Raw genomic sequence first — 24221 nt, 5'->3', positions numbered from 1 at the left:
GGGTGCCGGGATGAAAAACAAGCTGAGAAGGTATGATACACTCGTTTTCTTCTTATTTATATCCCCTTGGATAATCGGTTTCTCGCTCTTTTTTCTTGTTCCTTTTGGTACTTCTGTGTTTTATGCGTTTACCGATGCCAGGCTGCCGGGAGCGGTGGACTACAACTTCGTAGGATTGTCTAACTTTGTGGATATGTTCAACAATCCGATCTTCAGCAAAAGCCTTCAAAACACCGGCTATTTCGTTATTGTTGGTGTACCCGTCGTAACGGCCGGGATGCTGCTGATAGCTTTAATTCTTAATATGAACGTCAAAGGCATCGCCCTTTACCGGACATTCTATTACTTGCCAACCCTTGTGCCGATTGTGGCAACCGTCATTATATGGCGGCTCGTGTTCAACTCGGAATTCGGCATTCTGAATGCAGGCCTTGCGAAGCTTGGAATTGGCAAGACTGATTGGATGGGGAGTGAGGGGTTAATTAAGCCGGTTATCATTTTGCTGCAGGTGTGGATATCGGGGAGTGGGGTACTAATCTTCCTGGCGGCTCTGAAAAATGTGCCAAAACATCTGTATGAAGCGGTGCTCATCGATGGAGCGAACAAGGTTCAGTCCTTCTTCCGTGTGACGCTGCCGATGATCAGCCCATCTATCCTATTCGTTGTCATTATTCAAACGATGTATAACTTCCAGATGTTTACCGAAGCGCTGCTGCTGACGAAGGGCGGACCTAATTATGCAGCGTACACCTTTGTCTACAACATCTACAAGTCAGCATTTACGGATTTGAAATTCAGCATGGCGATGACACAATCGATCTTCCTGTTCGCGCTGATCTCACTTGTCACCTTTGTACTTATGAAGTTGTCCAAACGTTTTGTCTACTATGAAGGCGAGAAATAAGGGGGGATCACGATGAGTCAGTCTAACCGTATAGTGAAGCAAACTGGCAAATATGTCCTGCTTACTGCCGCTTTGGTCTTGTTCGCCGGACCACTCGTATGGATGCTGTCGACGATGATGAAGACAAAGGCCGAGACGTATAAGGTTCCTCCAACGATTCTGCCGGAGTCGCTTAACTTCGAAGCTTTCCAGAGATTGTTTGATGTGCAGCCGCTTATGTGGAGATGGATCCAAAATTCCTTCACTATATCAGCTCTTGTTGTTATTGGTGCGGTACTGTCGAGCTCCATTGTAGCCTACGGCTTCTCGCGTTTTTCGACCAAATACAAAGACAGGCTGTTCCCAATCGTCTTAATGACGTTAATGATTCCACCTTCTATCCTGATGATCCCGTCCTATGTGTTGTTTACAAAGCTGCATTGGGTGGATACTTGGCTGCCGCTTATCGTTCCAGCTTGGCTCGGCGGCGCGTACTACATCTTCTTATTCCGGCAATTTTTCATGACGATCCCGCAGGAGCTGGATGAAGCGACTTACCTAGACGGCGGGAACCGTTGGACGGTGTTTACGAGAGTCATTATGCCGCTGTCCAAACCCATTGTTGTTACAACCGTTATCTTTGCTTTTGTGAATTCATGGCTCGATTTTCTTGGACCATTCCTTTACATCAAGAGTAATGATATGTTCACCCTCAGCGTTGGTCTGCAGATGCTTATCGGCCAGACGAGCCAGGACTTCCCGGCGCTTGCCGCAGGAGCATTCATCAGCATTGTGCCGATTGGTCTCTTGTTCCTGTTCGCACAACGCTACATCGTGGAAGGGGTGGTGCTCACGGGTTCGAAGGGTTAGGCGAACTGCATGGGTAGACATAAGATGATCAGTGACTGCTGTTTTCAAATTAATCTAAAGGGGAACTGGATATGAAAACGAACAGAAAATGGTTATTGGGTCTTTTTACGCTAGTATTATCAATGGTATTTATCATTTCCGGATGCGGCAGCAACAATAATAGTAACTCTAATTCAAGCCCAAGCACAGCGGCAAACGCAGAGAAGAGCGATAACGGCAGCGCCGAGCAGACAGAGAAGCCTGCTGAACCCGTGACCATTACCTACTCACAGTGGGGAACAGCGGAAGAGCTGCAACGGACGCAGGAGCTCCTGAACAAATTCATGGAGGCTAATCCGAACATTACCGTGAAGCTTGAAGGCAAAGACTGGGGCAGCTACTGGGATGGCCTGACGGCAAATGCAGCTGGCGGTACATTGCCTGACGTATTCAAAACGAGCTATGCGTTTATTGAGAAATACGCTGAGCTTGGCATCTTCAAAGAGCTGGACGGTTTACTTGCGGACAACGGCTTTGAACTGAGCAATATTGACGAAAGCTTACTTGGATTACATAAATATGGCGGCAAGCAGGTATCTCTTCCGATTGATGCAAACGTAATTGTCTGGTACTACGATAAAGCGATGTTTGCCGATCCGGCGAAAAATCCAAAAGGTGCAGCAGTCCCTTCCCTTGAGCCAACTTGGACTGAAATCCTGGACATTGCAACGAAGATGACCCTGGACAAAAACGGCAAGAACCCTGGTGAAGACGGCTTTGATGCCGACAATGTCGTGCAATGGGGTATGTCCGTATCACCGGGTTCGACGATGGATTGGTTCCTTGAGCCAGAGCTGTGGTCGAATGGAGCGAAGCTTGTGAACGATGATGGTTCCCTTGCTCTTAATACTCCTGAAGCCCGTGAAGTACTGGACTTCTTTATTGATGCAACGAAGAAACATATCAATACGACCCCAGCACAGATTGAGGGTCTTGGTGGTCAAGTAAACTTGGGTATTACTACAGGCAAAGTAGCGATGAACCCAGGCGGCAGCTGGAACACAACCAACTTCCAAGAAGCAAAAGTGGATTATGGTATTACGTACCTGCCGAAGTTCAAAGAAAACAAAACGGTTGTACAGCCAGCCGGCATGGCGATCTCGCATAATACGAAACATGAAGAAGCAGCTTACACACTGCTCGCATGGCTCGCTGGTCCAGAAGGTCAATCGGAGCTTGCGAAGCAAGGTTATTCAATCCCGGCAAATAAAGCAGCATCCGATGCTTATATCGCTAAGGTAGGCGAAGCAAATAAAATCTTCCTTGATGCGCAGCAGTTCGGTATCATCTCTCCGTTTACTGTGAAGAAAACGGATCTGGTATGGACATACGGTGAGCAATCGCTCAAAAATCCGCTTGCCGGCGACGGTGACGTGGATGCGGCTATCAAGGATCTAGAGTCGAAACTGAAATAAACCAGGTACATGGTACAACAGGGGAAGAGGCGTTTGATCGCTTCTTTCCCTTTTTTGCTTAAGCTAAGAAGCTTGAAACGGCGGTGTTTCTTGACTATTGAAGGATAGCGCTATACAATAGATTTGCCGCAACTTTTCGCAACTTTTTGAGAGTTGCCGCAATTATATAGAGCATATATTCGATATAGGAATAGAGAGGAACGTATGATGGCCAAGTTGAAGGACATTGCAGAGCAGGTTGGGGTATCGATCTCGACGGTATCGCGAGTAATGAAGAATGATTCGACCCGTTCCGTGAGCGAAGAGACCCGCAGAAGAATTTGGGAAGCTGCGGAGAAGCTCGGCTACAAGGCGAACCGTTCCGAGAAAAGCAGTAAATCCGATGCCAAGCTGATGGTTCATATCGGCTGCGTCGTTGCCATTCCTCAGAATAAATATAATAATCCTTATTTCTCCGTTATTCTGGAAGGCATTGAGAAAGCATTGACGGAATCCGGCCTCCGGCTGGAGTTTGTATACAGTATCGAGAACCAGGCGGATATTCAGCAGCTGCAAGCGCTGGTGAAAGAGCATCGGATTGACGGTATGATTATTGTCGAGCGAATTGATGCGGATGCTTACCAGTGGATCAAGCAAAATGTAAGAGCTGTTGTGGGTGTAGATTTGGCGGATCGGAGTATTCCGGTCGTCTGCTATGACCGTGAGGCTGCGGCGAAGGAAGCTGTGGAGCATCTGATCAAGCAAGGTCATAAGCAGATTGGTTATATCGGCGGTCCGGAGCTGAATGATCCTTTCCGTATGGAGAAGCGGTTCCTTGGCTACCAGAGTGCGATGCATGAAGCGGGCCTGGAGCTGAATGACAACTGGATTATTGATGTGAAGTGGGATGTATCGCTCAGCTACGAGCTGACCAAGCAGGCGTTCGAGAAAAAAGGTTATTCGCCAACTGCGATATTTGCAGCCAGTGATATGATGGCGATCGCCGCCATGCGTGCGGCTTCGGAGCGGGGGCTTCGTATTCCTGAGGATATTGCCGTCGTTGGCATTGATAATATCGAGATCTCTGAATTCACATCACCGCCACTGACAACGGTTCATGTTCCAAAGATTGAGATGGGGATGTACGCTGTGAAGCTGTTGCTTGACTACTTGGATGGTCAATACTCGCTGCCGGTGCGCATGACGATACCGTATCGAATGATCTGCCGCCGCTCTTCGGAGTCGCAGCAGGCCGCGATTAACTTGAAATAAAATAAGGAGCTGTTACGGAAGTCGTTAATACGACTTTTGTAACAGCTCTTTTTTATTTGGGGTTACACCTTCACTCACACCGCAGACTGTATATTATCCAACGTAGTGTTGCGACAGGGCTAAGTAGCTAGAGCTGCGTTGGAATTCATCCAGCAGAATGCGCACATTTGTCTGAAAGAAGCTCATTGTGGAGAAAGTTACTGGATAGAATCCAACATCATGTGCAATAGCCGGTAATGGATCTAAGTTACGTTGGATGAAATCCAACGTGGGGTAGCAACTAATGCTTAGGTAATAGCATTAAGAATAGTTCCTCCTGCTCCCACCACAGAATGTATATTATCCAATATAATGATGCGCCAGTGCCAAGTAACTAGAGCTGCATTGGAATTCATCCAGTAGAATCAGCACATTTGTCTGAAAGAAACTCATTATGGCGAGAGTTACTGGATGGAATCCAGCCTAATGGAGCAATAGCCGGCAATGGATCTAAGTTACGTTGGATGAAATCCAACGTGGGGGAGCAACTAATGCTTAGGTAATAGCATTAAGAATAGATCCTCCTGCTCCCACCGCAGACTGTATATTATCCAACGGAATGGTGCGTCCGGGCCAAGTAGCTTTGGCTGCGTTGGAATTCATCCAGCAGAATTCGATTATTTAGTTGAAAGAAGCTCATTGTGGAGAAAGTTACTGGATAGAATCCAGCGTAATGCGCAATAGCCGGCAATGGAGCCGAGTTACGTTGGATGAACTCCAACGTAGTCGCCTCGCGTAGTGGGTGTTGTGCGGTATCCCTATGGCTATAGCTTCACACGCGCCTTGGCGGAACGCGCGTAATCGGATGGCGGCATCCCGGTCGCTTTCTTGAAGTCGCGGGAGAAGTAATGAATGCTGCTGTAGCCGAGTTTGGCTGCGATCTCCGTCATGTTGTCCTGCTGCTCGCGGATCAGGGTCTTTGCTTCTTCAATCTTTAACTGCTTGAAATATTCCATCGGACCAACGCTGGCCTGTGCATGGAAAATCTCCTTCAGCCGGCTTTTCCCCAGATGCAGCTCCTGGCATAGCCTGTCCAATGTTAGCTGCTCTGATAGGTTCTCGCGCATAAACGAAATAATCTGCTCAGCCATCTGCTGCTCCGCCTTCTCGGTCTGGAAGGAGGCAGGTTTGCGTACGGTATGTCTATCGCGGTCGGCATCGTCCTGCAAACGAATCAGTTGTATCAGCAGTGTCTCCAGATAATTACGCATCGCCTGCTCACTGGCAAATGGGGCATTTTCACGGCTGATAAGCTCGTGGATGTGGGAATTGTCATAAGGCGGTTCGAAGGAGTGGAAACCCTCCTGCAGCAATAGTGACAGCAAATTCCGTTCTCTAGTACCAAGCTGCATAGTTAGGTTCTCGAACCTCGCCATACAAGGAGCAGAACACTCGAAGGACAGAACAAATAGATTAGGCGGTTTGTGCTGCTGACTGACATTTATGGTGTGGAATTCCCCCGGTTTATGAAAGATAATCATGCCTTGCTCAAGCTGATGAGTTCGATCATCCGCCTTAACCTCGACAGAACCTTTGTCTACGTAAAGCAGTTCCCAGAAGTCATGCTGCTCCCCTTCGAACATATAGCCTTTGGCGAATTCAAAGTAATGGAACGAAATCAGCTTGCGCACCGCGAGTATTTCCTCGAGCGTATGACGAGTGAATTCCATCTGCCAATCTCTCCCTTTTTTCTTCCTCTTTGCACTTATTATAAAGCCTTTTTTAGCTGTGCAAAAGATACGGCTGATTTGCTAAAGGCGCGCCCAAGGACGGCCTATATAATTAGCTTTATAAAGAGCATTATGCTAATGCTTACGAAGCAGAATTGCTTCAAAATTCTTTAGGAGGCTGCCTAACATGAAAAAAGGGATTAATATCTGGTCTTTTCCGTCAGGCATGAGTATAGAGGAAAGTGTTGTTTTGGCTAAGGATGCCGGCTTTGACGGTATCGAGCTGTCACTGAACGAGACTGGTCAGCTAAGCTTGGAGAGCACGGAGAAGGAAGTCCGCTCCGTTCGCCGTTTTGCAGATGATACTGGTATTGAGCTGTCGAGCTTAGCCAGCGGCTTGTATTGGGATTATCCGCCGACCAGCCAGAATGAGCAGGTGGCAAGCAAAGCTTTTGATATCGCGAAAAAGCAATTGGAATCGGCTGCAGCACTTGGCGTAGATACGATTCTGATCGTACCTGGCGCTGTTGGCGTTGATTTTATTCCAAATGCTCCGGTGGTGCCTTACGACCGGGCTTATGATAATGCATTAGCGTTCTTCTCGAAGCTAGCGAAGGAAGCAGAAGCGCTGAAGGTATCGGTTGGCATTGAGAATGTATGGAATAAGTTTCTGCTATCGCCGCTTGAGATGAGAGGCTTCATTGATGCAGTAGGTTCTGATTATGTTGGTTCTTACTTCGATGTGGGCAATGTTGTTTATTCCGGCTATCCCGAGCATTGGATCTCGATTCTGAACAAGCGCATTAAGAAGGTTCACTTCAAGGATTATCGTCGTCAAGCGGGTGGACTACATGGCTTTGTGGATCTGCTGGCGGGCGATGTTGATTATCCGGTAGTGATCGAGGCACTGAATGCGATTGGTTATAACGACTATGTGACGGCTGAGATGATCCCGCCATACACTCATCATACGAAACAAATCGTGTATAACACTTCTGCTGCAATGGATGCCATCTTAGGGAGGACGGAGCGCTAATGCTGAATATTGGACTAATTGGACTTGGGTTTATGGGGAAAACGCATCTCGAGAACTATCTTCGTTTGGAGAGAGAAGGCGCGCCGATTCGTGTCGTTGCCCTATGTGATGTAGATGAAGCGAAGCTGAACGGCGGCGGTGGTGGCGGTAATATCGATACGTCATCGGATAACGAGATTGATTACAGCCGTTTTAATAAATATACGTCGGTGCAGGCGATGCTGGAGAGCGAGCAGCTGGATGCGGTTGATATTACGCTGCCAACGTTCCTTCACCGTGATGTTACTATCCAAAGTCTGAACAGCGGTGTTCATGTGCTTTGCGAAAAGCCTATGGCGATGAACGCGGACGAGTGCGACATCATGATCGAAGCAGCAGAGGCAAGTGGCAAGCAGCTGATGATCGGGCAATGTCTGCGCTTCTGGCCGGCTTATGTCTATTTGCAGGAGCTTGTTAGCGGCGGCAAATTCGGCAACGTGACAAGTGCTTATTTCTACCGCGGTGGCGGGACACCTTCCTGGGGACCTTGGGTGCTGCAAAATGAGAAGGGCGGCGGGGCACTGCTCGATATGCATGTGCATGACACCGATGTCGTCAATTGGCTGTTCGGCAAGCCGGAAGCCGTATCTTGCTATGGCCGGAATGTGATTCCAGGCAGCGGCTACGATATAGTCTCGACCCATTACCGTTACGAGGACGACAAAATCGTATCCGCTCAGGTGGATTGGACGCTGAATGGCGATTTTGGCTTTGAGATGGGCTATAAAGTTAACTTCGAGCATGGCAACGTACAGTTTAACGGTGCTTCCGTGAAAGTGAATCCGAATGATGGCACAGGCTTCACAGCTGAGCTGCCTGTGGATCAAGGCTATTATTATCAGCAAAAATATTTCGTAGAGTCGCTAGTTCAAGGCTTGCCTCTGGATACCGCGACACCAGCCAGCACCAAGGCTAGCATCGAGATCGTAACAGCGGAGCGGGAATCGGCAGATCAACGCGGCGCATGGATTGCTGTTCCTTAAGGTGATGAACAAATCCTATGAGATCCCTTATGATGAAGCGGCGGCAGACTTTGATAACGCACATTGGCAGCAGTTGACACCTGTGTCTGTGGCTCATCAGCAATGGTTGATTCTAGATCATCCGCCGGAGACGGAGGTTCGTACGGTATATGATGCCAATGCACTGCACCTGCAGTTCCGAGTATTCGAGATAGCACCGCTCATTCGGCACAGACATAACGGTGCACCAGTCTATGAGGACAGCTGCGTAGAGTTTTTCCTCCAGCCGCTTCCTCTACAAGACGAGCGTTATTTTAATTTTGAGCTGAATGCCGCCGGGGTGCTGCTGCTCGAAATCGGCGAGCGGGGGAAGGCACGAAAGCGGATTACAGCCGAAGATAACGGACAATTCGGTATTCGTTCCGAGGTCGGCCTATGGGATCGGGCAAGCAGCAGGATGTATTGGGAGCTTCATCTAAGTGTTCCCTTTGCTTTTGTGCAGCATTGGTTTCCCAGCTTCCGCGCTATTCCTGGCGTGGTGATGAAGGGGAACTTCTATAAGTGCGGCGACCTGACGCCTGAGCCTCATTATGTGAGCTGGTCACCTGTAAAATCCGCTATACCAGATTTTCATCGCAGCTCCAGCTTTGGCATGCTGATGCTGGGGAGCCGCAACTAATGTATTAGAAATAACCGCTTTCCTATTGAGGAGAGCGGTTTTTTCTGATAGAGACGCTTTATTATTTCTGCCCAACAAACTTAGACATCGCTTGCTTCTCCATTTCGTCCCAATGGGGAGTAGCGACATTGGTTTGGCTTTTCAGCCTATTGAAGGACTCGAATAAAGCGGCAATTTCATGAAAAGAGCCATCTACCAATTTCATAAAAGGTAATTTGTGAATCATTTTTAGACCGTAATAAACGATCTGCTTATGCTTTCGTACAAGGTTGACCTGACTAGCAGGTGTAATCGTGTAGTTCAGCTTTTCTAAAAGCTTGAACCCGTCATCCATCATGTCTACTGCAAGCTTTAATCGGTTTTTGTCCCTCGATACTTGATTTATATTGCCATCGTGAATAAAACTAACCGAGTTTAAGGCAACGATCGTGACGATATGGCTTTTAAGCCAAGCATCCATATCCTCGTGATAAGCTAGTTTATATTTAACATTCTTAAATGCGTTCTCTAGGATAGGCTTTATGGAGATCTCCCCGTGTAAGCTGCCTAATACCATTTGCCCGCCCCCTCGGATGCAGATGATGCGTCCACTTTCCTCCCGAAGTCCACCGCTAAACTGAAAGCCAAAGATGACGTTTTTCTTCATTTTTGCCTGAAGTATATCCTGCATCCCCAAAGGATCTGCATTATTACCTACCACAACGATATTGGAAGACTGATTCTCAGCTAGAATAGGCAGAACGGTTGGGAAATCATTATATTTCATAACGACAAAAATAAGATCATAGATATCATCGGCTGCAAGCTCACGAATGACGTTTACTTCATCAACCGTATTGCGGCGCTGGAAGTAATGGCGAATGACAAGCCCTTTAGTCTCCAGTTGATCAGCTCTTTTGCCTCTTGCCAGTACAGTAATCTCATTCCCGCCACGCACCAATACATGAGCAAGATAGCTGCCTAGAACGCCAGCGCCGTAAACCAATATTCTCATCGCCTTATCTCCTTTATTCAACATTCGTTGTTTTTCGATCATGTATTGAATAAAATCAGAATAGCAGTCGCTTGAGCAGCCAGCAATCGCTAGATGCATTGGTTTTGTTGGTTTTTCAACAGACTATACAGGTTTGTTCAATAAAGGAGAGCTCTCTGTGGATAGAAGAATTAGAAAAAACCAAACCGCCATCATGAGTGCATTAATGCAACTGATCGCGGAGAAGGATTTCGAGAAAATAACGATTAATGAAATTGCGGAGCGGGCAGATGTTAATCGAGGCACCGTTTATTCGCATTACTCGGATAAATACGATTTATTAGATAAGTGCATAGAGAATCAACTGATTCATTTGATGGAGAGCTGCTATTCCGTAGATGCGACAGGTCCTTATCCAACGAAAGCACCATTACTCCTTACGATTAAAGAGATTGAAAAGAATGCTCTTATGTATAAAACTTTGTTAAGCATTAAAGATGTTACGTCCTTCCGAGTTCATCTAAGCAGCATGATAAATAAGCAGATCATGGAGCACATGAAGGATAACGAATTAAGCTTAGATGAACTGGATAAATCGATATACGCGCAATTCATGAGTTCAGCGATCGTCGGAGTAATTGAATGGTGGTTCACTCAATCCATGCCTTGTTCTGCGGAAGAATTGACAGAACGGTTATGGTCTCTTCTAGAGATGAATCGGATGATTCTGGGCCTCTAACACTTGGAACGGCATTCCAATTCAATATATTGTTTTTTTATCGGACAGTTGTTCATTGGAAATCGAAGTTATTCACATAGTTACACACATATCAACCAATACCTATATGGGATGTAATATACTATTCACAATTATTATCCACATATCCACAGGCTTCATTATCCACAATAGGTGAAAAACAAGCAGAACAATATGTTGAATACCATGGTTTTTTTCAGCCCATTAAATATCACTTCCGCCTCCAAAAGAAAGCGTGTACAATTGGATTTCGGTGAGCTTTATTGTGTTTGGAGGGAAGAATTATGTGAAGTATAGCTTCATTAATGAGCCGATTTTTTACTCTGAAGAGGGAAAAGCAACGACAGATAAACTTACTTATCAAGGATATAAATTAATCGATGATAGAAGATAACAGGAAAACGATAAATAGGCTTTAATAATTCAAAAACCCGGAAACTCGCATGCTGCGAGGCTCCGGGTTTTTTTCATTTTACTCAACCTTCAAAATTCAATTTCTCCCTGATGAGAAGGGCTGCCCCAGTTGCGACAGCATCCTCTCTTAGTGCTCCCTTGGAGAAATGTGGTGTGTACTCCGGGTAGTAATAGGTATTCTGAAGGGCGGTTTCGATGGCCGTCTGATAGAACTGTTCATGAGAACTGATCAAGGTCCCGCCTAAAATGATGGTTTCGGGATGAAAGGTGTTAATCAGATTGGCTAATCCAATACCAAGATGCTTTGCTGCTGTTAGAAACAGCTCAAGCACATGCGAATTGCCATGAGATAACTCTCTTAATAATTCGTCGTACGGAATAACTTCTGATCCACCGCGGAACGTGGATTTCATCCCTTCTTCTTTTAATCTCTCATCGGTCAGGGCTTGCTTCTCAAGCGCTAGGAGAGAGGCAAAAGCTTCAAGAGCGCCTCTATTGCCATTTTTCTGCAGTCTTGGTCCATCCGCTTGTATAATCATTTGACCAATGGACCCTTCCATATCGACGGAACCATGAATGATACGTCCATGCGACATCATGGCAGACCGCAGACTGACGCCAACGTGTACATAGAGCATATGCTGCAGCTTTTCTTGGCGTAAAGCCCAGTGCTCCCCAATAAGCGCCGTATTAGCCCCGTTATCTAAAGAAGCTGGAATACCGCAAGCATCCTCAATCATTCGGCAAATAGGAACATTAATCCAGCCTTGAGCACGGAAGTGCAGCGGCTTTAAGATCACACCTCCGGTTCGGTCGAGTGGGCCAACTGCGCCGATGCCAATTCCGATAATTTGCTTGTGTGATAAATCATGATCCTTGAGCAACGCGTTGATCTGCTGAGCCGTATGTGTGACGAACCTTTCGGGTGTCATGTCCTCGTCCATCCGCCATCTGACAAATGACTTTGCATTCATCTGCATATCGAATAAGCCAAGTGAGGAGTAAAACCGTGATATCTCAATGCCAATGATATAGCCATAATCCGGATTAATCTCGAATAATATCGGTTTTCTGCCGCCAGTGGAAGAGCCTCGGCCAGATTCTCTAATGATCCCATCAGAAGCCAGCTCTTCCAACAGACGATTCATGGAGCTGGTCTTGATCGAGAAGAACGATAAAAGATTGGCTTTCGAAACAATGCCTCGATTGGCGATATATTGATAAAGCATTTTTTTTGACGTTGCTTTAGCGTGAGGAGTTTCCATTTCATTATCCCAACTTAACCTATTGAATTTGATAGATTCTATATAGCCATCTTAGCTTAAGCGATAACGCGTTACAACTGATAATGTAGACATTTTGCAAGATAAGAACAACCGATGATGATCATAAAAACGTTTGATAATGAAAATTAGGCGAACTTTCTTCCAAATTGGAAAAAAGCATGTATAATGAGGTTAGTGATGGTGGTACGGCTAGGGGGAAATACAATGGTAAACGAAAAAATGTTGATGTTAGTCCGGATGTTTTTAGTATTCTTACGCATTGGTCCATCTACGTTTGGCGGCGGTTACGCGATGATTCCGGTTATCGAAAAAGAAATTGTTACGAAGCGGGGATGGTTACCACAGTCCGAAATGGGGAACTTGGTTACGATCGCGGGATCGGCTCCAGGCGGAGTCGGTATTAATGCCGCTGCTTTTATTGGATATCGGGTAGGAGGTATTCCTGGCGCCGTTGCGGCTGTAGTGGGAATAACGATGCCAACGTTCATCATTGTCTGTGTGCTGAGTCTTTTCTATTCGGTATTTGAGCATCAGGTGAAGGTGGCTGCAGCTCTAAAAGGAATACATGGCGCTGTTATTGCCTTAATTATTCTTGCTGCTTATAGGATGGCAAAATCCGCTTTGTTTGATTGGACCACGAAAGCTGTTTTTGCTGCCGCGCTTTTGTTGCTGCTGTTTACCTCTGTGGACCAGATAATTGTTATGTTAGGTGGAATCGGGATTGGAATTGTAGCTGTAGTAGCCAAAGAAAGACGAGGTCATAAAGCAAAGACCGAAAAGAGTGAAGAGACAAAGGATGCTCATGGGCTTAGCTACCCTGAATACTATATTTAAGTAATGGAGGGATTCGTAATGGCATCCCTGTTTGAAATGTTTATTGTTTTTATCAAAATCGGGGTTGTTTCTTTTGGCGGTGGTTATTCTGTCCTCTCCTTAATGGAGAAAGAGACGAGTGCTCATAGCTGGCTTGCGGACGGAAAGTTTCAGGAACTTGTCTCTGTTGCAGGGACGGCGCCAGGGCCGATTGCAACCAATGCAGCTACACTCATCGGATACGAAGCGAATGGTCTTAGTGGCGCGATAGCGGCAACCCTCGGCATTGTATTGCCATCGCTGCTCATTATCATTCTTGTTGCTGCGATAAGCTTCAGATTATTTGACAATAAAATTGTGAAGTCATCTCTTTACGGACTTCGCCCTGTCATTACAGGTGTAATCGCGTATTCGGCCATACATTTCGGGTTCTTATCCCATCAATCATCCCTTTTGACTTGGCAGACGGTGGCGACCTTAATTATTAGTGCAGGAGCATTACTTGCAGTCATCAAATATAAATTGCACCCTATAATGGTGATTCTCGCTTCCGGAGTTGCTGGAATTGTATTATTTTAAAAATTAGAAATGGCTGTTCCCAATGTTGGGGCAGCCATTTGTCATGTAGACAGGAATAAATTTTTTGCAACCTTCCAAGTATTGGGATCGTATGGAGGATATATCATTACTTAAGGAGTGAAATATTTATGAGTGAAAAAGGTTGTATCAAATGCGGCAGCCAGGATGCAAGGACAAAAGAAGTAGCAATGACCGGTACAGGTCTATCCAAAATGTTTGATATTCAGCACAATCAATTTCTTGTTGTATACTGCGCAAACTGCGGGTATTCTGAATTCTACAATAAAGAAGCGTCGGCGGGCTCGAACATTCTTGATTTCTTTTTCGGTTGAGAGGTTAGCGGGCAATGGAGGACATCATGGATAAGGTACTACAAGATATTGCAGACTGGATTAGCGGTGAGGATCGAAGAATCATTGTTGGGATTTCGGGTCACGGTGCCTCTGGGAAAACGACATTTGCTCACAATCTTATGAAGCTTCTGGGGCAAACTGCTGTGAATTATATCAATACCGATCCCTATATTATCGGCTCTCATCTAAGGAAGTACGCTTTTATCGACTACGAATATAACAATGAACATTATCATGATAAAATGACGGCTTGCCATCCTGCTGCTCATCAGCATTTCGCTTTAGAGAGAGACATTCATATGATAAGAGATGGACTGGATCTCTATACAATCGGTACGAATTTTACCAAGAGCACGTTAATATCCTCACAAAACAAGATAAATATTGTGGAGGGTATGAGTGTTGCTTTTACCGATCCTAATCTGTACGATCTGAAAATTTACTTGTATACAGATGGTGAAACGGAGCTGGAACGAAGGGGCATACGTGATGTTTCTGAAAGAGGAACAGATATGAGTTATCTAAGGAAATCTCATGCACAGCGTAGAGCTCAATATGATTTATTTATGCATCCTTATCATCAGAATTTCGATATTGTGATAAAAAATTCGAATGAAGATTATATCCTTGAGAATATAAATAAAGGTTAAATACGAGCAAGGAAAAGAGGAGGGCCGTACACATGGAAACGTTCGGAAGAGGGTGTCTCTGGCTCATTCTTGGCGCTGTAGGCTTGCTGGTGCTCGCCTTTATTACCCAGAGTTCGATTCATATTCCCTGGTTCATATTTATTCTTATTGTGATTCTTGTCTTTTGGATGGCTTCAAAGAAAAGTAAAAAGTAAATCGGTAGTACTTAATGCAGGGAGTCAATCCGTTAAAGGATTGGCTCCCTTTGTTCTCGGATGTATAGGTGTACAAGCTTTCCAATTAAGCTGTTTACTTATTCCATGACTTGGTATACTATCGAGTTAATAAATGAATGATTGGTTCATTCATAAAAAGGAGTGCTGACAATGGAAACGAAAAGTTGGTCAGTAAAAGGCAAATACGTCATCATTACGGGTGCAACTAGTGGAATCGGTCTAGCCGCGGCAAAAGAGCTTGTGAAGAGAGGAGCTATTTTAGGCATTATCGCCCGCAACCCGGCGAAGGCTGAAGCGACAGTAGCGGCATTAAAGGCGGTGGCAGGGGATGATGTTAAGGTGGATGTTTTCCATGCCGACATGACTTCGCAGCAGTCCATTCACGATGTGGCGAAGGCTATTCAGAATAGCTGGCCGAGGCTGGATATTCTGATTAATAATGCAGGCGCAATGTTCGTTAAGTATCAGACTACCGAAGATGGGATCGAAATGACATGGGCGGTTAACCATCTGGCTCCTTTCCTGCTGACTAAGCTGCTGATGAACAAGTTAGAGGAAAGCGGCAACGGGCGCATTATCACGACTGCCTCCCATGGGCACAAGATGGCCAGGAATGGTATCGGATTCGATGATCTGAGCGGCCGGAAAAACTATCGTTTTCCACATCTACTGATGGGTGGTCCTAATTACCGTTATGGCGAAACAAAGCTTGCCAATATCATGTTCACGGCGGAATTAGGAAGGCGTTTGGAGGGTACCGGTGTTTCTGCAGCCTGCTTCGATCCAGGGCTCGTGGCGACGAACTTCAATCAAGACAACGGTGCTTTGGCCCGTATGACCATGTCGGTCATGAAGCGGTTTTCACGTACACCGGAGAAGGGGGCCGAGACATTGGTATGGCTCGCAGACTCTGATGAAATGTCTTTATCAAGTGGGTCTTATTACAAAGATATGAAGCGAACCGTTCTTTCCAGCAGGCACAGGTTCCGGTCGCAGCGAAACGGTTATGGGAAATGAGTGAGAATCAACTATAATATTGGTATAAAGAAGCCGATTGGAAAGGAAGAAATGTTAATGAAGCAAGTACAAGATCAGAAGACAGAAGCTGCAGGCGACGACCGAAGGGAACGGATTAAGAAAGCAGCTTTGAAAGTGTTCGCTAAGCGGGGGCTGCAGGCCACAAAGATGAGCATGATTGCGGAAGAAGCCGGCGTCAGCCAAGGATTGTCTTACCGGTATTTCAGCTCTAAAGAAGAGCTCTTCTCGATCCTTGTGCAGGAAGCACTCGACGAAGCGGAGACATCCTTGGCGGATGTCTCGCGGCTTCCGGGTTCACCAAAGGAACGATTAAGAGCATTCACGTTGACCATGCTGGATGAAAGCCATAAGAGCTACTTCATGCTTCTGCGATACGCACAAATCGAAGAAGATGTACCGGAGCAGACGAAGCAAATCTTAGCGAGCCATTCTCCCGACCGGACAATCGGGCAATTGGTTCCGTTGTTCCAACAAGGACAGCAAGCAGGCGAATTCAGCGAAGGTCAGCCGGATAGGCTGCTGTTTTTCTACTTTTCAGTCCTCACCGGTCTGATGCTACAGGATGGCGATTGGCAGAGCGATGTGGACCGGTTAATGAAGCTGATTTTGAAGTGAGAGGTTGGACATCTTGAATAACATGATCAAGAAAAGATATTATGTTGCCTTTCTAATTCTGCTATGTCTTGGATTTTCAATGAATTATATGAACAAGTATCATATTGATAATGAGAGTGTATCCATTCAATCGAGTTTGAAAAACAGTTTAAATAGAGGTTCAGTGGATGAACTCAACCCTAAACTGATAGAGACTGTACGATTAGGAGAGTCTAGTTCCTACATTGCTTTATTTCAGCTCGAAAATAATGAAATAGGCTATTCACAAATGATTAAAGGGTTAAACGGAAAGTTTAAGTCTGAAGGATACGGATATGGGACTAATATTGTATCTTATCAAAAGATTCATACCAATAAAGGTAACTATGGGATATTGGTTGGTCACAATCCCGATCAAAAAATCAATCATATTTCAGCAAAGCTAATTAATGAAGAATTCCAGTTTAGCGCAGATGTTTCTAGTGATCGAATATTCGTGAAGGACGAGAAGCTGCCGAGTAATTTGAAAGAGATATTCCCTGCTGAGTTAACTTTTTATGATGAGAATAATAGAGTTATTCATGCAGCTGATCACATGTGATCGGCTGCTTTTATTTACGCGAGCTCTGACAGGATTGCCCTCATGCGGACCGGTATTTCAACTCGCAGCTCGTCCCAGGTAACGAAGGCCTCCGGATCCCATTCGTGAGGGATGTAGTCGAACGAAGGCTTGAAGCTGAACGTACGAAGATGCTTCTCTGCCAGTTGGTCTATATACTCTCCTGACTTGAATTGCCCGCTGAACAAGACATTCTCCAGCACACCGTCAACGCCCGCGTCCTCTTGGCAGCAAGATTCTACATTAGGGAGTATGCGAAATAACTCAGACAAAGGCGACAGGGCATGCTTGCCAGGTTGAACAAACAGATTAACGCGTTGGCCCTCTGACAAATTGCTGCGATCGCGCAGGAGGCCAAGCAGATAACGACCATGGAAGCTAGCTTCACAAGAAGCGATGTTACCTTCATGATCGACATAGATCCACACATGCTCTAAATCGTATACATGCTGGATGTCATAATCCCAATACAGCGCATATTCGATGACCATTTGAATCTTTTCTTTATCCACCACAATATTTCGGTTGAAAGAGGGAGAAGGAGCGGAGGTCTCAAATATCGTAATACCGACTCGAACGAGTTGAAAAGGTTCTAATCGGTCCATATGCAGCGTAGGGGCATAACGAAGTGCGAGTTCCTGTATCATCTGTTTATTGGTCAAAGGCATGATTACGATTCACCTCTAATGTAGTAGTCCACTCGATTATATAACGGTTAGATATGGATTTGAATAAGTAGTAAAATGGCTGCCTCCAAACCTGGGAGCAGCCATTTATTCGTTCATTACTACCAGCCGAAATCGAGTGTTTTCCCCGTCTCCGTGTACGTCTTGATGTTGCTAAGCATCATCCACCAGTGTTCCTTTGCATTAGCAAAAGAAGGGTGATCCAACGTCCATTGATCATTGAGAAGTGTCAGCTTAGTACATGTGCCCACCGTCTCCATAGTGAAGGTTACTCGTGATTCAAGCTCAGCATGGTTCTCCCTATAAGATGGTCCTGGATGTTCCAGATAGCTCAGCACCTTACCCGGATCGGCTTGAAGGATGGTGCCGTATACGTGCACGGTATCAGCACCGTCATTACCGGGGCCAATATATTCGAAGGCAGCACCTGGTTCTAATGTCGAGTTCAAAATGGTGCCGAAAAAGGTGCTCCGAGTGCCTTCCGGACTGACAATTGTCTGCCAGACCTGCTCGGGAGTGGCGTTGATATAAAATTCATACTTTAGTTCCATGCTTGCTGTTCCTCCTTAAATTAGCTTGTTCTTTTTTACATATCTGTCAGGCTTGCTCTAGGTTGTATGGTAAACTCATTATAAATCTAGCTTTTTGAACCGTATTGTAAAAACGCGACAGGGCAGTGCCCTTCAATATGTATTCTTCAGGACTGGAGTGAAAAAATGAATCAACCACAAACTCGTCCCAGTATGGGCGTTTTGGGACTGCATGGAGCTGGAGACCGATTCCGATTGGAGCGTTACTCTCCATCGGAGGTATCGTCACCTTTTATTAAGCATTACTGGGTCGTTCAGTGGAATTTGGATGGAGATACTCCCTATCATCAGCACGTTGTGCCCAATCCTTGCGCCAATCTGGTGGTGGAAAAGAACAAGACATTGTTCTACGGACCTGGCAAAGAGCGGTTTTCCTATCTGCTTGAGGGAAGCGGGATTGTCTTTGGGGTTAAATTTCAGCCGGGAGGGCTGTATCCCTTTGTAAACAGAGAGCTGTCCGAATTGACCGGCAAGCCGCTTGAGGTTGAGGCTATACTTGGAATCAAAGGCTCCGTTCTTGAAGAGCTAGTGCTAACACAGCCAGATGATTTGCATAAGATTCAGGTGATGGAACAATTGTTTTCAGACAAGCTGCCGGTCTATGACGACAATATTACGCTAGTGAACCAGATCATCGATTTTATAGCTGATAACGGGGAAATATCCAAGGTGGAACAGGTCGCCCTCAAGTTCAATATGAACATCCGGCGGCTTCAGCGTCTATTCTCCAAATACATTGGCGTTAACCCCAAATCGGTCATCCGATTGTTCCGGCTGCAGAATGCTGCAGAGGCGATGGATCTTGGACAGATGCAGGATCTAGTCTGGTTGTCTGCAGAGCTGGGGTATCATGATCAAGCGCATTTCAGCAAAGACTTCAAGGCAGTAATAGGCAAGTCGCCGGAGCAGTATTTGGCTGAAATGCTTAGAGGATTCATGAATGAAGCAGGGAACAAGCCAGGAGAATTTCAACATTTTATTTAAGCTATACAGTTGCAGAATCCCTTGGTCGGGTATACAATAAGCCGATGGAAAAAATATGAAGGGGTGAGAATATGAGAAGAAAACGTTGGATAGACGTTCAGTCAGCTGTAACAACTCATATTTTCATTTCATTTAAACACTAAAGCATTTATTGCTTTAGTGTTTTTTATTTGACGGAGGTGTGGAGCTTGGTCAGGTATAGAAGAGTGCTTATTAAGCTTAGTGGCGGTGCTGTTGCGGGGAATTCAGAATTTGGTTTCGAGCCGGAACGATTAGATCATATTGCAAATGAGATTATGTCCGTGGTGAATCTAGGAGTTGAGGTAACGCTGGTTATTGGTGGAGGCAACATCTTCCGTGGCAATATGGCGGAAAGCTGGGGGATAGATAGAGCCGAGGCTGACAACATCGGGACGCTCGCTACGGTAATTAATAGCTTGATGCTTCGTGGAGTTCTTAAAGCCAAGACCAATAAAGAAGTTCGTGTCATGACAGCAATACCCACTACATCAGTTGCAGAGCCATATATTCGACTAAGGGCGATTCATCATCTGGAAAAGGGCTACATTGTTATTTTTGCAGGAGGCAACGGGCAGCCCTATGTGACAACAGACTACCCTTCCGTTCAGAGGGCAATTGAGGTCAATTGTGAAGCACTGTTAGTCGCTAAGCAAGGTGTTGATGGTATTCTTAATGCAGACCCTAGGACTAACAAAGAGGCGAGGAAATTTAAATCGCTTCACTACAATGATGTTTTGAGCCATAACTTGAAAGTCATGGATCAGTCCGCTTTTATACTAGCCAGAGACTACAACCTTCCGATGCATGTATTTAACTTTGATAAGCCGGGATCTATGAAAGAGATTTGTGAAGGGATAAATAACGGAACGATTATTAGTGGAGAATCCGCATTAGAATTGGAATGAGTTGGTTGTATATAAATACTGTCTAACGTATAATTATTCATTATATATGCGGAGGTATTTTATATGAAAGTATTTGTTGATGGCCAATATGGAACAACGGGACTAAAGATACATGAGAGACTTATGGCGCGAAACGATGTCGAGCTGCTATCGATTTCGGAGGAGCATAAGAAGAATCCCGAAATTAGAGTTAAGCTAATGAATGAAGCGGATATTGTATTCTTATGTCTGCCAGACCAGGCTGCTCGTGAGGCTGTTGCACTCATTACTAATTCGAATACACGGGTTCTTGATAGCAGTACGGCTTTTCGTACCGATGACGAATGGACTTATGGCTTGCCGGAATTATCTGCGTTCCAAAGAGAGAAAATCGCCAATGCTAGCCGTGTGTCTGTGCCAGGTTGTCATGCTACAGCATTTGTGCTGGCGGTTCAGCCCCTCGTTGAGAAGGGAATCCTACCGCGAGATTATCCAGTCAGCTCCCACTCTTTAACGGGTTATAGCGGTGGGGGCAAGGCATTAATTGAACAACATGAGACAGCGAGCTTTGGAGATGGGAACAATAGCAGCCTGAAGCATCCACAACACTATAGTCTAAACCTTAATCATAAGCATCTACCCGAGATGAAAAAGTTTACGGATCTAGCGTTCGAGCCTGTATTTCTTCCGACGGTTTGCGATTTCTATAATGGAATGGTTGTAACGGTTCCTCTGGTTACTCGTCAGCTTAATAATCAACCTGACCTTAAGGAAATACATACTGTTCTCACTGACTATTATCAAGGAGAAACATTCGTAAGGGTTGTCCCGCTTGAGGATACAAAAGGATTTTCCCAACATGCTCTTGACCCGACACTCTGCAACGGGACCAATGCTGCTGAAATTTTTGTCCTGGGGAATGAGGAGCAAGTGCTCCTGGCATGCAGACTAGACAACCTTGGGAAAGGTTCATCAGGAGCAGCCATTCAATGTATGAACATCATGATGGGACTTGATGAGGGAGTTGGGCTTTGTTCTCCGTGAAAAAATGCTGAAGTCAATAAAGAGGAAAATTTAAAAGCCATTCAAGCTGATGATCCAGACAATAAAAATCACAAATTTTACCATAATGCGTTAATTAAAACTAACTCCGTCCCCTCAAAACGGAGTTTTTCGTTTCACTTGGCTATACAGCTGCGGCTTGCAGGTGTTGCATAACCCGACTGCCTGCCGGAGGCTTCCGATACACACCCAACCGGTCGTCATAATGAAGTCCCCTTGTTGGCGTATATGGACGATTTTGCAGTGCATGCAGAAAAAAGAATCGGTATTGATTAACAATTGTTTAACCACCTTGTTGAATTTGTTTACAGAACTATAACATAATCCTTTTACGTTGGGATGGGGTTAGCTTTAGGAGTGTGGTAGAGAAAATTAAGATATTTGCCGATTCCGCAACAACTGAGAAGGCCGAGGTCGTTAAGCTAGTTTGCACTGAGCAAGATCACTATTTATGCCATGAAAACTGCACTAAACTGTCTGCTGTTACCGGTACGTGCGCTCATGTTATGTTAAGAGGAAAACCTTTGCGACATGCGCAGATGGTTCGATACATATTGGCATGAGGTCCTGATAGAATTGATGGAGCACCAGATAAAAGAATAGATAAGTGTTTGATGACAAGAGGGGCTAGTTTTCGGTAGAGAATCCTACTATACAACAAGGGCAGCAATCAATTAGATTAGCTGCCTTTACTCAACTAACGGGCAGGTTAGTTTGAAAAGCAATAATAAAAAATGCTTGTTATAAAACAAGAAAACCTTAGCTCGATACATTATGAAAACAGCCGCTCATTGTGAGCGGCTGCTTTATTCATCTAACAGGCGGTTAATTTATTTTAAACTTGTCTTTATATTTTTCTGCAAATTCTTTAAACGAAGTTAATTTAATATTGTAATTCTTTAATAAATCAATATCTACATTATAACCCGCTACGTTATTCCATTGTTCACCTCGTACAGATAATGGATGAATTCCTTGCTCCAATGCTTCTTCAATACTAAGTGTTGTGATTTTAAGCTCTTTTCCTGTTACCTCCGAGATGATCTCGGCAATTTTTTTGTATGACAGCGATTCGGCAGCTAACTCAATATTATGTTCATTGAATTTTTTAGGATCTGCAAAGGCAGCACAAACAAAAGAAGCAATATCTTCAACTGCAATGTGATCTATACGTGTATCCGCAAACGTAACAGTTTTAATTTCCCCGTGTTTTAAATCAGGATACATGAACTCAGGTTTTTCAGTGAAATTTTCCATAATATTTGCTGGTTTCACGATTGTCCAAGAAGAAAAGCCTGCTGAACGAACAGCTTCCTCTATATCCCACTTATCTGTCCAATATTTTTCAAACCAATAACCTGTTCCCCATTCTGGGAATTCAGTATATCTGCTTGTGGCTGCAACGGAAGTATGCACAAATTGTTCTACGCCACTTTTTATTGCACTTTGAATTAATGCAAAAGCCTGTTTTCTCTCTCTATCCGTTTCATTGGTATCTACGCCAGAAATCGGCACAGAAAAAACAGCATCGACATTTTTCATAGCATTTTCCAGAGAGGATGGGTCATCGAAATTACCTACTACAGCTTCTGCCCCTTTTTTTATAAGTGCCTGGGCTTTAGAAGAATTTTCATCTCTAACTAGAATACGAATTTTAAATCCCTGTTTTAATGCTTCATTTGCAATAGCACCGCCTTGTAATCCAGTAGCGCCCGTAACTAAAATCAATTTTTGATTGTTAAGATTCATTTTTATAACACCTTTCATGGGTATATTTTTAGTTTCGTTGTAGATTATAGAGCTCAGCAAGTTTCTCATACAATTTTAATCGCGTATCAAAGCCTTCTTGGGCAGTTGACACGATGAGTTCTTGGACACCTAGGGTATCCGCCAAGAAGTCCAATTTCGGCTTCAAATCGCTCCACGTACCTATTACTATCGTAGATAAAAACGATTGCGCAGCTTGATGATGAGCTTCAGAAAACCGTAACTCATGTGCCTTCAGTGGATCAAAACCGTTGAAGTACCCTAAGCTTTGTAAAAATTTTAAACTTAGGATTTTTTGTTGATATTCTACTTCTTTATCCGTATCTCCGCCGATTACTGAAACGCCTAAAATAACATCTGGTGCTGACACGCCATGATTTTCTTGATAAAGCTTGCGATACAAAGAGATGACTTCTTTTGCCCCTGCGGGATTGAAATGATATGCAAAAGAGTAGTTGGTTGCTTCAATTGCCGCAAGTTGGGCACTATAAAAACTGGACCCTAAAATCCAGATTGGCGGAAGTGGTACGTCTTGTGGCATCGCAATGATCTGGGCAATTGAATTATCTGGCAACGAATCAGAAGGATGGTCATATCCTCTTAATTCACGAAGCAATTCTTGTAAATCATCTGCGTTTAAGGAATTCATAGAGCGCCGTAAGGCAAGCGCGGTTTTACTGTCAGTTCCAGGTGCACGGCCCACACCTAAGTCAATGCGATCTGGGTAGAACGTCTGCAGTAGTTTGAAGTTCTCAGCTACTTTTAACGGAGAATGATTGGGAAGCATGACGCCACCAGAACCAACCCGTATGCGCTGCGTATTCGCAGCTATTTGACCGATTAACAGTTCGGGCGAAGCGCTGGCTACGGAGGAAAGATTATGATGCTCCGTGACCCAAAAGCGTTCGTAACCTAGTTCATCCGCTTTACTCGCTAGTTTAACCGAATTTATTAAAGCTTGTTCGGCTGATGTTTCATGATCGACTGGAGCCATATCCAATATAGATAAACGTTGAACCATGTTCTGCCTACATCCTTTCTAGTGATTGATCT

The 24221-nt window shown here is 44.9% G+C and carries 25 protein-coding genes and 1 pseudogene; 19 read left to right on the top strand and 7 right to left on the bottom strand.

Going from position 1 to position 24221, the window contains the following annotated elements:
- Positions 1-10 precede the first annotated feature (10 nt).
- The 4 genes from AC0YNT_RS20830 (at position 11) to AC0YNT_RS20815 (ending at position 4458) form a co-directional block, all read left to right on the top strand.
- Positions 11-904, top strand: a complete 894-nt coding sequence (locus AC0YNT_RS20830; protein WP_475806357.1) for a carbohydrate ABC transporter permease — start codon at positions 11-13, stop codon at positions 902-904.
- A 12-nt stretch (positions 905-916) separates the two neighbouring features.
- Entirely contained in the window at positions 917-1753 is an 837-nt protein-coding gene (locus AC0YNT_RS20825; protein WP_475806356.1) for a carbohydrate ABC transporter permease, read from the top strand.
- 71 nt (positions 1754-1824) lie between these two features.
- Positions 1825-3207 (top strand): ABC transporter substrate-binding protein, encoded by a 1383-nt coding sequence (locus tag AC0YNT_RS20820; protein ID WP_475806355.1) that lies wholly within the window; start codon positions 1825-1827, stop codon positions 3205-3207.
- Positions 3208-3411: 204 nt separating this feature from the next.
- On the top strand, positions 3412-4458 hold the full coding sequence (locus AC0YNT_RS20815) for a LacI family DNA-binding transcriptional regulator (RefSeq protein WP_475806354.1): 1047 nt from the start codon (positions 3412-3414) through the stop codon (positions 4456-4458).
- Between the two features lie 803 nt (positions 4459-5261).
- Here AC0YNT_RS20815 and AC0YNT_RS20810 read toward each other — a convergent pair.
- Positions 5262-6167 carry a helix-turn-helix domain-containing protein gene (locus tag AC0YNT_RS20810; protein ID WP_475806353.1) on the bottom strand — a complete coding sequence of 302 codons (906 nt, stop codon included), beginning with the start codon at positions 6165-6167 and terminating at the stop codon, positions 5262-5264.
- A 187-nt stretch (positions 6168-6354) separates the two neighbouring features.
- On the opposite strand from AC0YNT_RS20810, the gene AC0YNT_RS20805 reads away from it, so the two are divergent.
- Genes AC0YNT_RS20805 through AC0YNT_RS20795 form a run of 3 tightly spaced genes read left to right on the top strand, consistent with a single transcriptional unit; the run spans position 6355 to position 8883 of the window.
- Positions 6355-7203 carry a sugar phosphate isomerase/epimerase family protein gene (locus AC0YNT_RS20805; protein ID WP_475806352.1) on the top strand — a complete coding sequence of 283 codons (849 nt, stop codon included), beginning with the start codon at positions 6355-6357 and terminating at the stop codon, positions 7201-7203.
- Positions 7203-8225, top strand: a complete 1023-nt coding sequence (locus AC0YNT_RS20800; RefSeq protein WP_475806351.1) for a Gfo/Idh/MocA family protein — start codon at positions 7203-7205, stop codon at positions 8223-8225. The genes AC0YNT_RS20805 and AC0YNT_RS20800 overlap by 1 nt, the downstream gene beginning before the upstream one ends.
- 4 nt (positions 8226-8229) lie before the next feature.
- On the top strand, positions 8230-8883 hold the full coding sequence (locus tag AC0YNT_RS20795; protein ID WP_475806400.1) for a carbohydrate-binding family 9-like protein: 654 nt from the start codon (positions 8230-8232) through the stop codon (positions 8881-8883).
- Between the two features lie 61 nt (positions 8884-8944).
- Here the strand turns inward: AC0YNT_RS20795 and AC0YNT_RS20790 are convergent, their stop codons facing one another.
- Positions 8945-9877, bottom strand: coding sequence for a ketopantoate reductase family protein (locus AC0YNT_RS20790; RefSeq protein ID WP_475806350.1), 933 nt, complete (start codon positions 9875-9877; stop codon positions 8945-8947).
- Between the two features lie 157 nt (positions 9878-10034).
- On the opposite strand from AC0YNT_RS20790, the gene AC0YNT_RS20785 reads away from it, so the two are divergent.
- On the top strand, positions 10035-10595 hold the full coding sequence (locus AC0YNT_RS20785; RefSeq protein ID WP_475806349.1) for a TetR/AcrR family transcriptional regulator: 561 nt from the start codon (positions 10035-10037) through the stop codon (positions 10593-10595).
- A gap of 494 nt (positions 10596-11089) precedes the next feature.
- Here the strand turns inward: AC0YNT_RS20785 and AC0YNT_RS20780 are convergent, their stop codons facing one another.
- Positions 11090-12292, bottom strand: a complete 1203-nt coding sequence (locus tag AC0YNT_RS20780; RefSeq protein WP_475806348.1) for an ROK family protein — start codon at positions 12290-12292, stop codon at positions 11090-11092.
- Positions 12293-12517: 225 nt separating this feature from the next.
- On the opposite strand from AC0YNT_RS20780, the gene AC0YNT_RS20775 reads away from it, so the two are divergent.
- The 8 genes and pseudogenes from AC0YNT_RS20775 (at position 12518) to AC0YNT_RS20740 (ending at position 17156) form a co-directional block, all read left to right on the top strand.
- Positions 12518-13147, top strand: coding sequence for a chromate transporter (locus tag AC0YNT_RS20775; RefSeq protein WP_475806347.1), 630 nt, complete (start codon positions 12518-12520; stop codon positions 13145-13147).
- An 18-nt stretch (positions 13148-13165) separates the two neighbouring features.
- On the top strand, positions 13166-13705 hold the full coding sequence (locus AC0YNT_RS20770; RefSeq protein ID WP_167279000.1) for a chromate transporter: 540 nt from the start codon (positions 13166-13168) through the stop codon (positions 13703-13705).
- 128 nt (positions 13706-13833) lie between these two features.
- Complete coding sequence (locus AC0YNT_RS20765; RefSeq protein WP_167279001.1) at positions 13834-14037, top strand: zinc ribbon domain-containing protein; 204 nt, start codon at positions 13834-13836, stop codon at positions 14035-14037.
- Positions 14038-14063: 26 nt separating this feature from the next.
- Positions 14064-14708, top strand: coding sequence for a uridine kinase family protein (locus AC0YNT_RS20760; protein ID WP_475806346.1), 645 nt, complete (start codon positions 14064-14066; stop codon positions 14706-14708).
- 32 nt (positions 14709-14740) lie between these two features.
- Positions 14741-14902 (top strand): hypothetical protein, encoded by a 162-nt coding sequence (locus tag AC0YNT_RS20755; protein ID WP_167279003.1) that lies wholly within the window; start codon positions 14741-14743, stop codon positions 14900-14902.
- Between the two features lie 171 nt (positions 14903-15073).
- Positions 15074-15957 (top strand): annotated as a pseudogene (locus tag AC0YNT_RS20750) (SDR family oxidoreductase).
- A 40-nt stretch (positions 15958-15997) separates the two neighbouring features.
- Positions 15998-16576 carry a TetR/AcrR family transcriptional regulator gene (locus AC0YNT_RS20745; RefSeq protein WP_475806345.1) on the top strand — a complete coding sequence of 193 codons (579 nt, stop codon included), beginning with the start codon at positions 15998-16000 and terminating at the stop codon, positions 16574-16576.
- A 13-nt stretch (positions 16577-16589) separates the two neighbouring features.
- Complete coding sequence (locus AC0YNT_RS20740; protein ID WP_475806344.1) at positions 16590-17156, top strand: hypothetical protein; 567 nt, start codon at positions 16590-16592, stop codon at positions 17154-17156.
- Positions 17157-17170: 14 nt separating this feature from the next.
- On the opposite strand, the gene AC0YNT_RS20735 is transcribed toward AC0YNT_RS20740, so the two are convergent.
- Both AC0YNT_RS20735 and AC0YNT_RS20730 read right to left on the bottom strand, forming a co-directional pair.
- Complete coding sequence (locus tag AC0YNT_RS20735) at positions 17171-17842, bottom strand: hypothetical protein (RefSeq protein ID WP_475806343.1); 672 nt, start codon at positions 17840-17842, stop codon at positions 17171-17173.
- Positions 17843-17961: 119 nt separating this feature from the next.
- Positions 17962-18411: an SRPBCC family protein gene (locus tag AC0YNT_RS20730; RefSeq protein WP_475806342.1), complete on the bottom strand. Its 450-nt coding sequence runs from the start codon at positions 18409-18411 to the stop codon at positions 17962-17964.
- A 165-nt stretch (positions 18412-18576) separates the two neighbouring features.
- On the opposite strand from AC0YNT_RS20730, the gene AC0YNT_RS20725 reads away from it, so the two are divergent.
- The 3 genes from AC0YNT_RS20725 (at position 18577) to argC (ending at position 21383) form a co-directional block, all read left to right on the top strand.
- Complete coding sequence (locus AC0YNT_RS20725; RefSeq protein WP_475806341.1) at positions 18577-19434, top strand: DUF6597 domain-containing transcriptional factor; 858 nt, start codon at positions 18577-18579, stop codon at positions 19432-19434.
- 188 nt (positions 19435-19622) lie between these two features.
- A complete protein-coding gene (gene pyrH / locus AC0YNT_RS20720; protein ID WP_475806340.1) occupies positions 19623-20360 on the top strand; it encodes a UMP kinase in 738 nt (245 codons plus the stop codon).
- A 63-nt stretch (positions 20361-20423) separates the two neighbouring features.
- Positions 20424-21383 carry an N-acetyl-gamma-glutamyl-phosphate reductase gene (gene argC / locus AC0YNT_RS20715; RefSeq protein ID WP_475806339.1) on the top strand — a complete coding sequence of 320 codons (960 nt, stop codon included), beginning with the start codon at positions 20424-20426 and terminating at the stop codon, positions 21381-21383.
- A gap of 843 nt (positions 21384-22226) precedes the next feature.
- Here argC and AC0YNT_RS20710 read toward each other — a convergent pair.
- Complete coding sequence (locus tag AC0YNT_RS20710; RefSeq protein WP_475806338.1) at positions 22227-23150, bottom strand: NmrA/HSCARG family protein; 924 nt, start codon at positions 23148-23150, stop codon at positions 22227-22229.
- A 28-nt stretch (positions 23151-23178) separates the two neighbouring features.
- A complete protein-coding gene (locus AC0YNT_RS20705) occupies positions 23179-24189 on the bottom strand; it encodes an LLM class flavin-dependent oxidoreductase (protein WP_475806337.1) in 1011 nt (336 codons plus the stop codon).
- Positions 24190-24221 lie beyond the last annotated feature (32 nt).

The sequence above is a fragment of the Paenibacillus sp. J22R56 genome, from assembly GCF_056269375.1.
Note: the sequence above shows the minus strand (reverse complement) of the source record. Positions and strands in the feature narration are given on the sequence as shown.

What these genes read in the sequence shown, in the direction of transcription:
- AC0YNT_RS20790 (WP_475806350.1), bottom strand. Translation starts at nt 9,877, where the DNA reads ATGAGAATATTGGTTTACGGCGCTGGCGTTCTAGGCAGCTATCTTGCT.
- AC0YNT_RS20775 (WP_475806347.1), top strand. Translation starts at nt 12,518, where the DNA reads ATGGTAAACGAAAAAATGTTGATGTTAGTCCGGATGTTTTTAGTATTC.
- AC0YNT_RS20735 (WP_475806343.1), bottom strand. Translation starts at nt 17,842, where the DNA reads ATGCCTTTGACCAATAAACAGATGATACAGGAACTCGCACTTCGTTAT.
- AC0YNT_RS20725 (WP_475806341.1), top strand. Translation starts at nt 18,577, where the DNA reads ATGAATCAACCACAAACTCGTCCCAGTATGGGCGTTTTGGGACTGCAT.
- AC0YNT_RS20730 (WP_475806342.1), bottom strand. Translation starts at nt 18,411, where the DNA reads ATGGAACTAAAGTATGAATTTTATATCAACGCCACTCCCGAGCAGGTC.
- AC0YNT_RS20815 (WP_475806354.1), top strand. Translation starts at nt 3,412, where the DNA reads ATGATGGCCAAGTTGAAGGACATTGCAGAGCAGGTTGGGGTATCGATC.
- argC (WP_475806339.1), top strand. Translation starts at nt 20,424, where the DNA reads ATGAAAGTATTTGTTGATGGCCAATATGGAACAACGGGACTAAAGATA.
- AC0YNT_RS20830 (WP_475806357.1), top strand. Translation starts at nt 11, where the DNA reads ATGAAAAACAAGCTGAGAAGGTATGATACACTCGTTTTCTTCTTATTT.
- AC0YNT_RS20780 (WP_475806348.1), bottom strand. Translation starts at nt 12,292, where the DNA reads ATGGAAACTCCTCACGCTAAAGCAACGTCAAAAAAAATGCTTTATCAA.
- AC0YNT_RS20705 (WP_475806337.1), bottom strand. Translation starts at nt 24,189, where the DNA reads ATGGTTCAACGTTTATCTATATTGGATATGGCTCCAGTCGATCATGAA.
- AC0YNT_RS20770 (WP_167279000.1), top strand. Translation starts at nt 13,166, where the DNA reads ATGGCATCCCTGTTTGAAATGTTTATTGTTTTTATCAAAATCGGGGTT.
- AC0YNT_RS20820 (WP_475806355.1), top strand. Translation starts at nt 1,825, where the DNA reads ATGAAAACGAACAGAAAATGGTTATTGGGTCTTTTTACGCTAGTATTA.
- AC0YNT_RS20755 (WP_167279003.1), top strand. Translation starts at nt 14,741, where the DNA reads ATGGAAACGTTCGGAAGAGGGTGTCTCTGGCTCATTCTTGGCGCTGTA.
- AC0YNT_RS20710 (WP_475806338.1), bottom strand. Translation starts at nt 23,150, where the DNA reads ATGAATCTTAACAATCAAAAATTGATTTTAGTTACGGGCGCTACTGGA.
- AC0YNT_RS20805 (WP_475806352.1), top strand. Translation starts at nt 6,355, where the DNA reads ATGAAAAAAGGGATTAATATCTGGTCTTTTCCGTCAGGCATGAGTATA.
- AC0YNT_RS20745 (WP_475806345.1), top strand. Translation starts at nt 15,998, where the DNA reads ATGAAGCAAGTACAAGATCAGAAGACAGAAGCTGCAGGCGACGACCGA.
- AC0YNT_RS20765 (WP_167279001.1), top strand. Translation starts at nt 13,834, where the DNA reads ATGAGTGAAAAAGGTTGTATCAAATGCGGCAGCCAGGATGCAAGGACA.
- AC0YNT_RS20800 (WP_475806351.1), top strand. Translation starts at nt 7,203, where the DNA reads ATGCTGAATATTGGACTAATTGGACTTGGGTTTATGGGGAAAACGCAT.
- AC0YNT_RS20760 (WP_475806346.1), top strand. Translation starts at nt 14,064, where the DNA reads ATGGATAAGGTACTACAAGATATTGCAGACTGGATTAGCGGTGAGGAT.
- AC0YNT_RS20825 (WP_475806356.1), top strand. Translation starts at nt 917, where the DNA reads ATGAGTCAGTCTAACCGTATAGTGAAGCAAACTGGCAAATATGTCCTG.
- AC0YNT_RS20795 (WP_475806400.1), top strand. Translation starts at nt 8,230, where the DNA reads ATGAACAAATCCTATGAGATCCCTTATGATGAAGCGGCGGCAGACTTT.
- AC0YNT_RS20810 (WP_475806353.1), bottom strand. Translation starts at nt 6,167, where the DNA reads ATGGAATTCACTCGTCATACGCTCGAGGAAATACTCGCGGTGCGCAAG.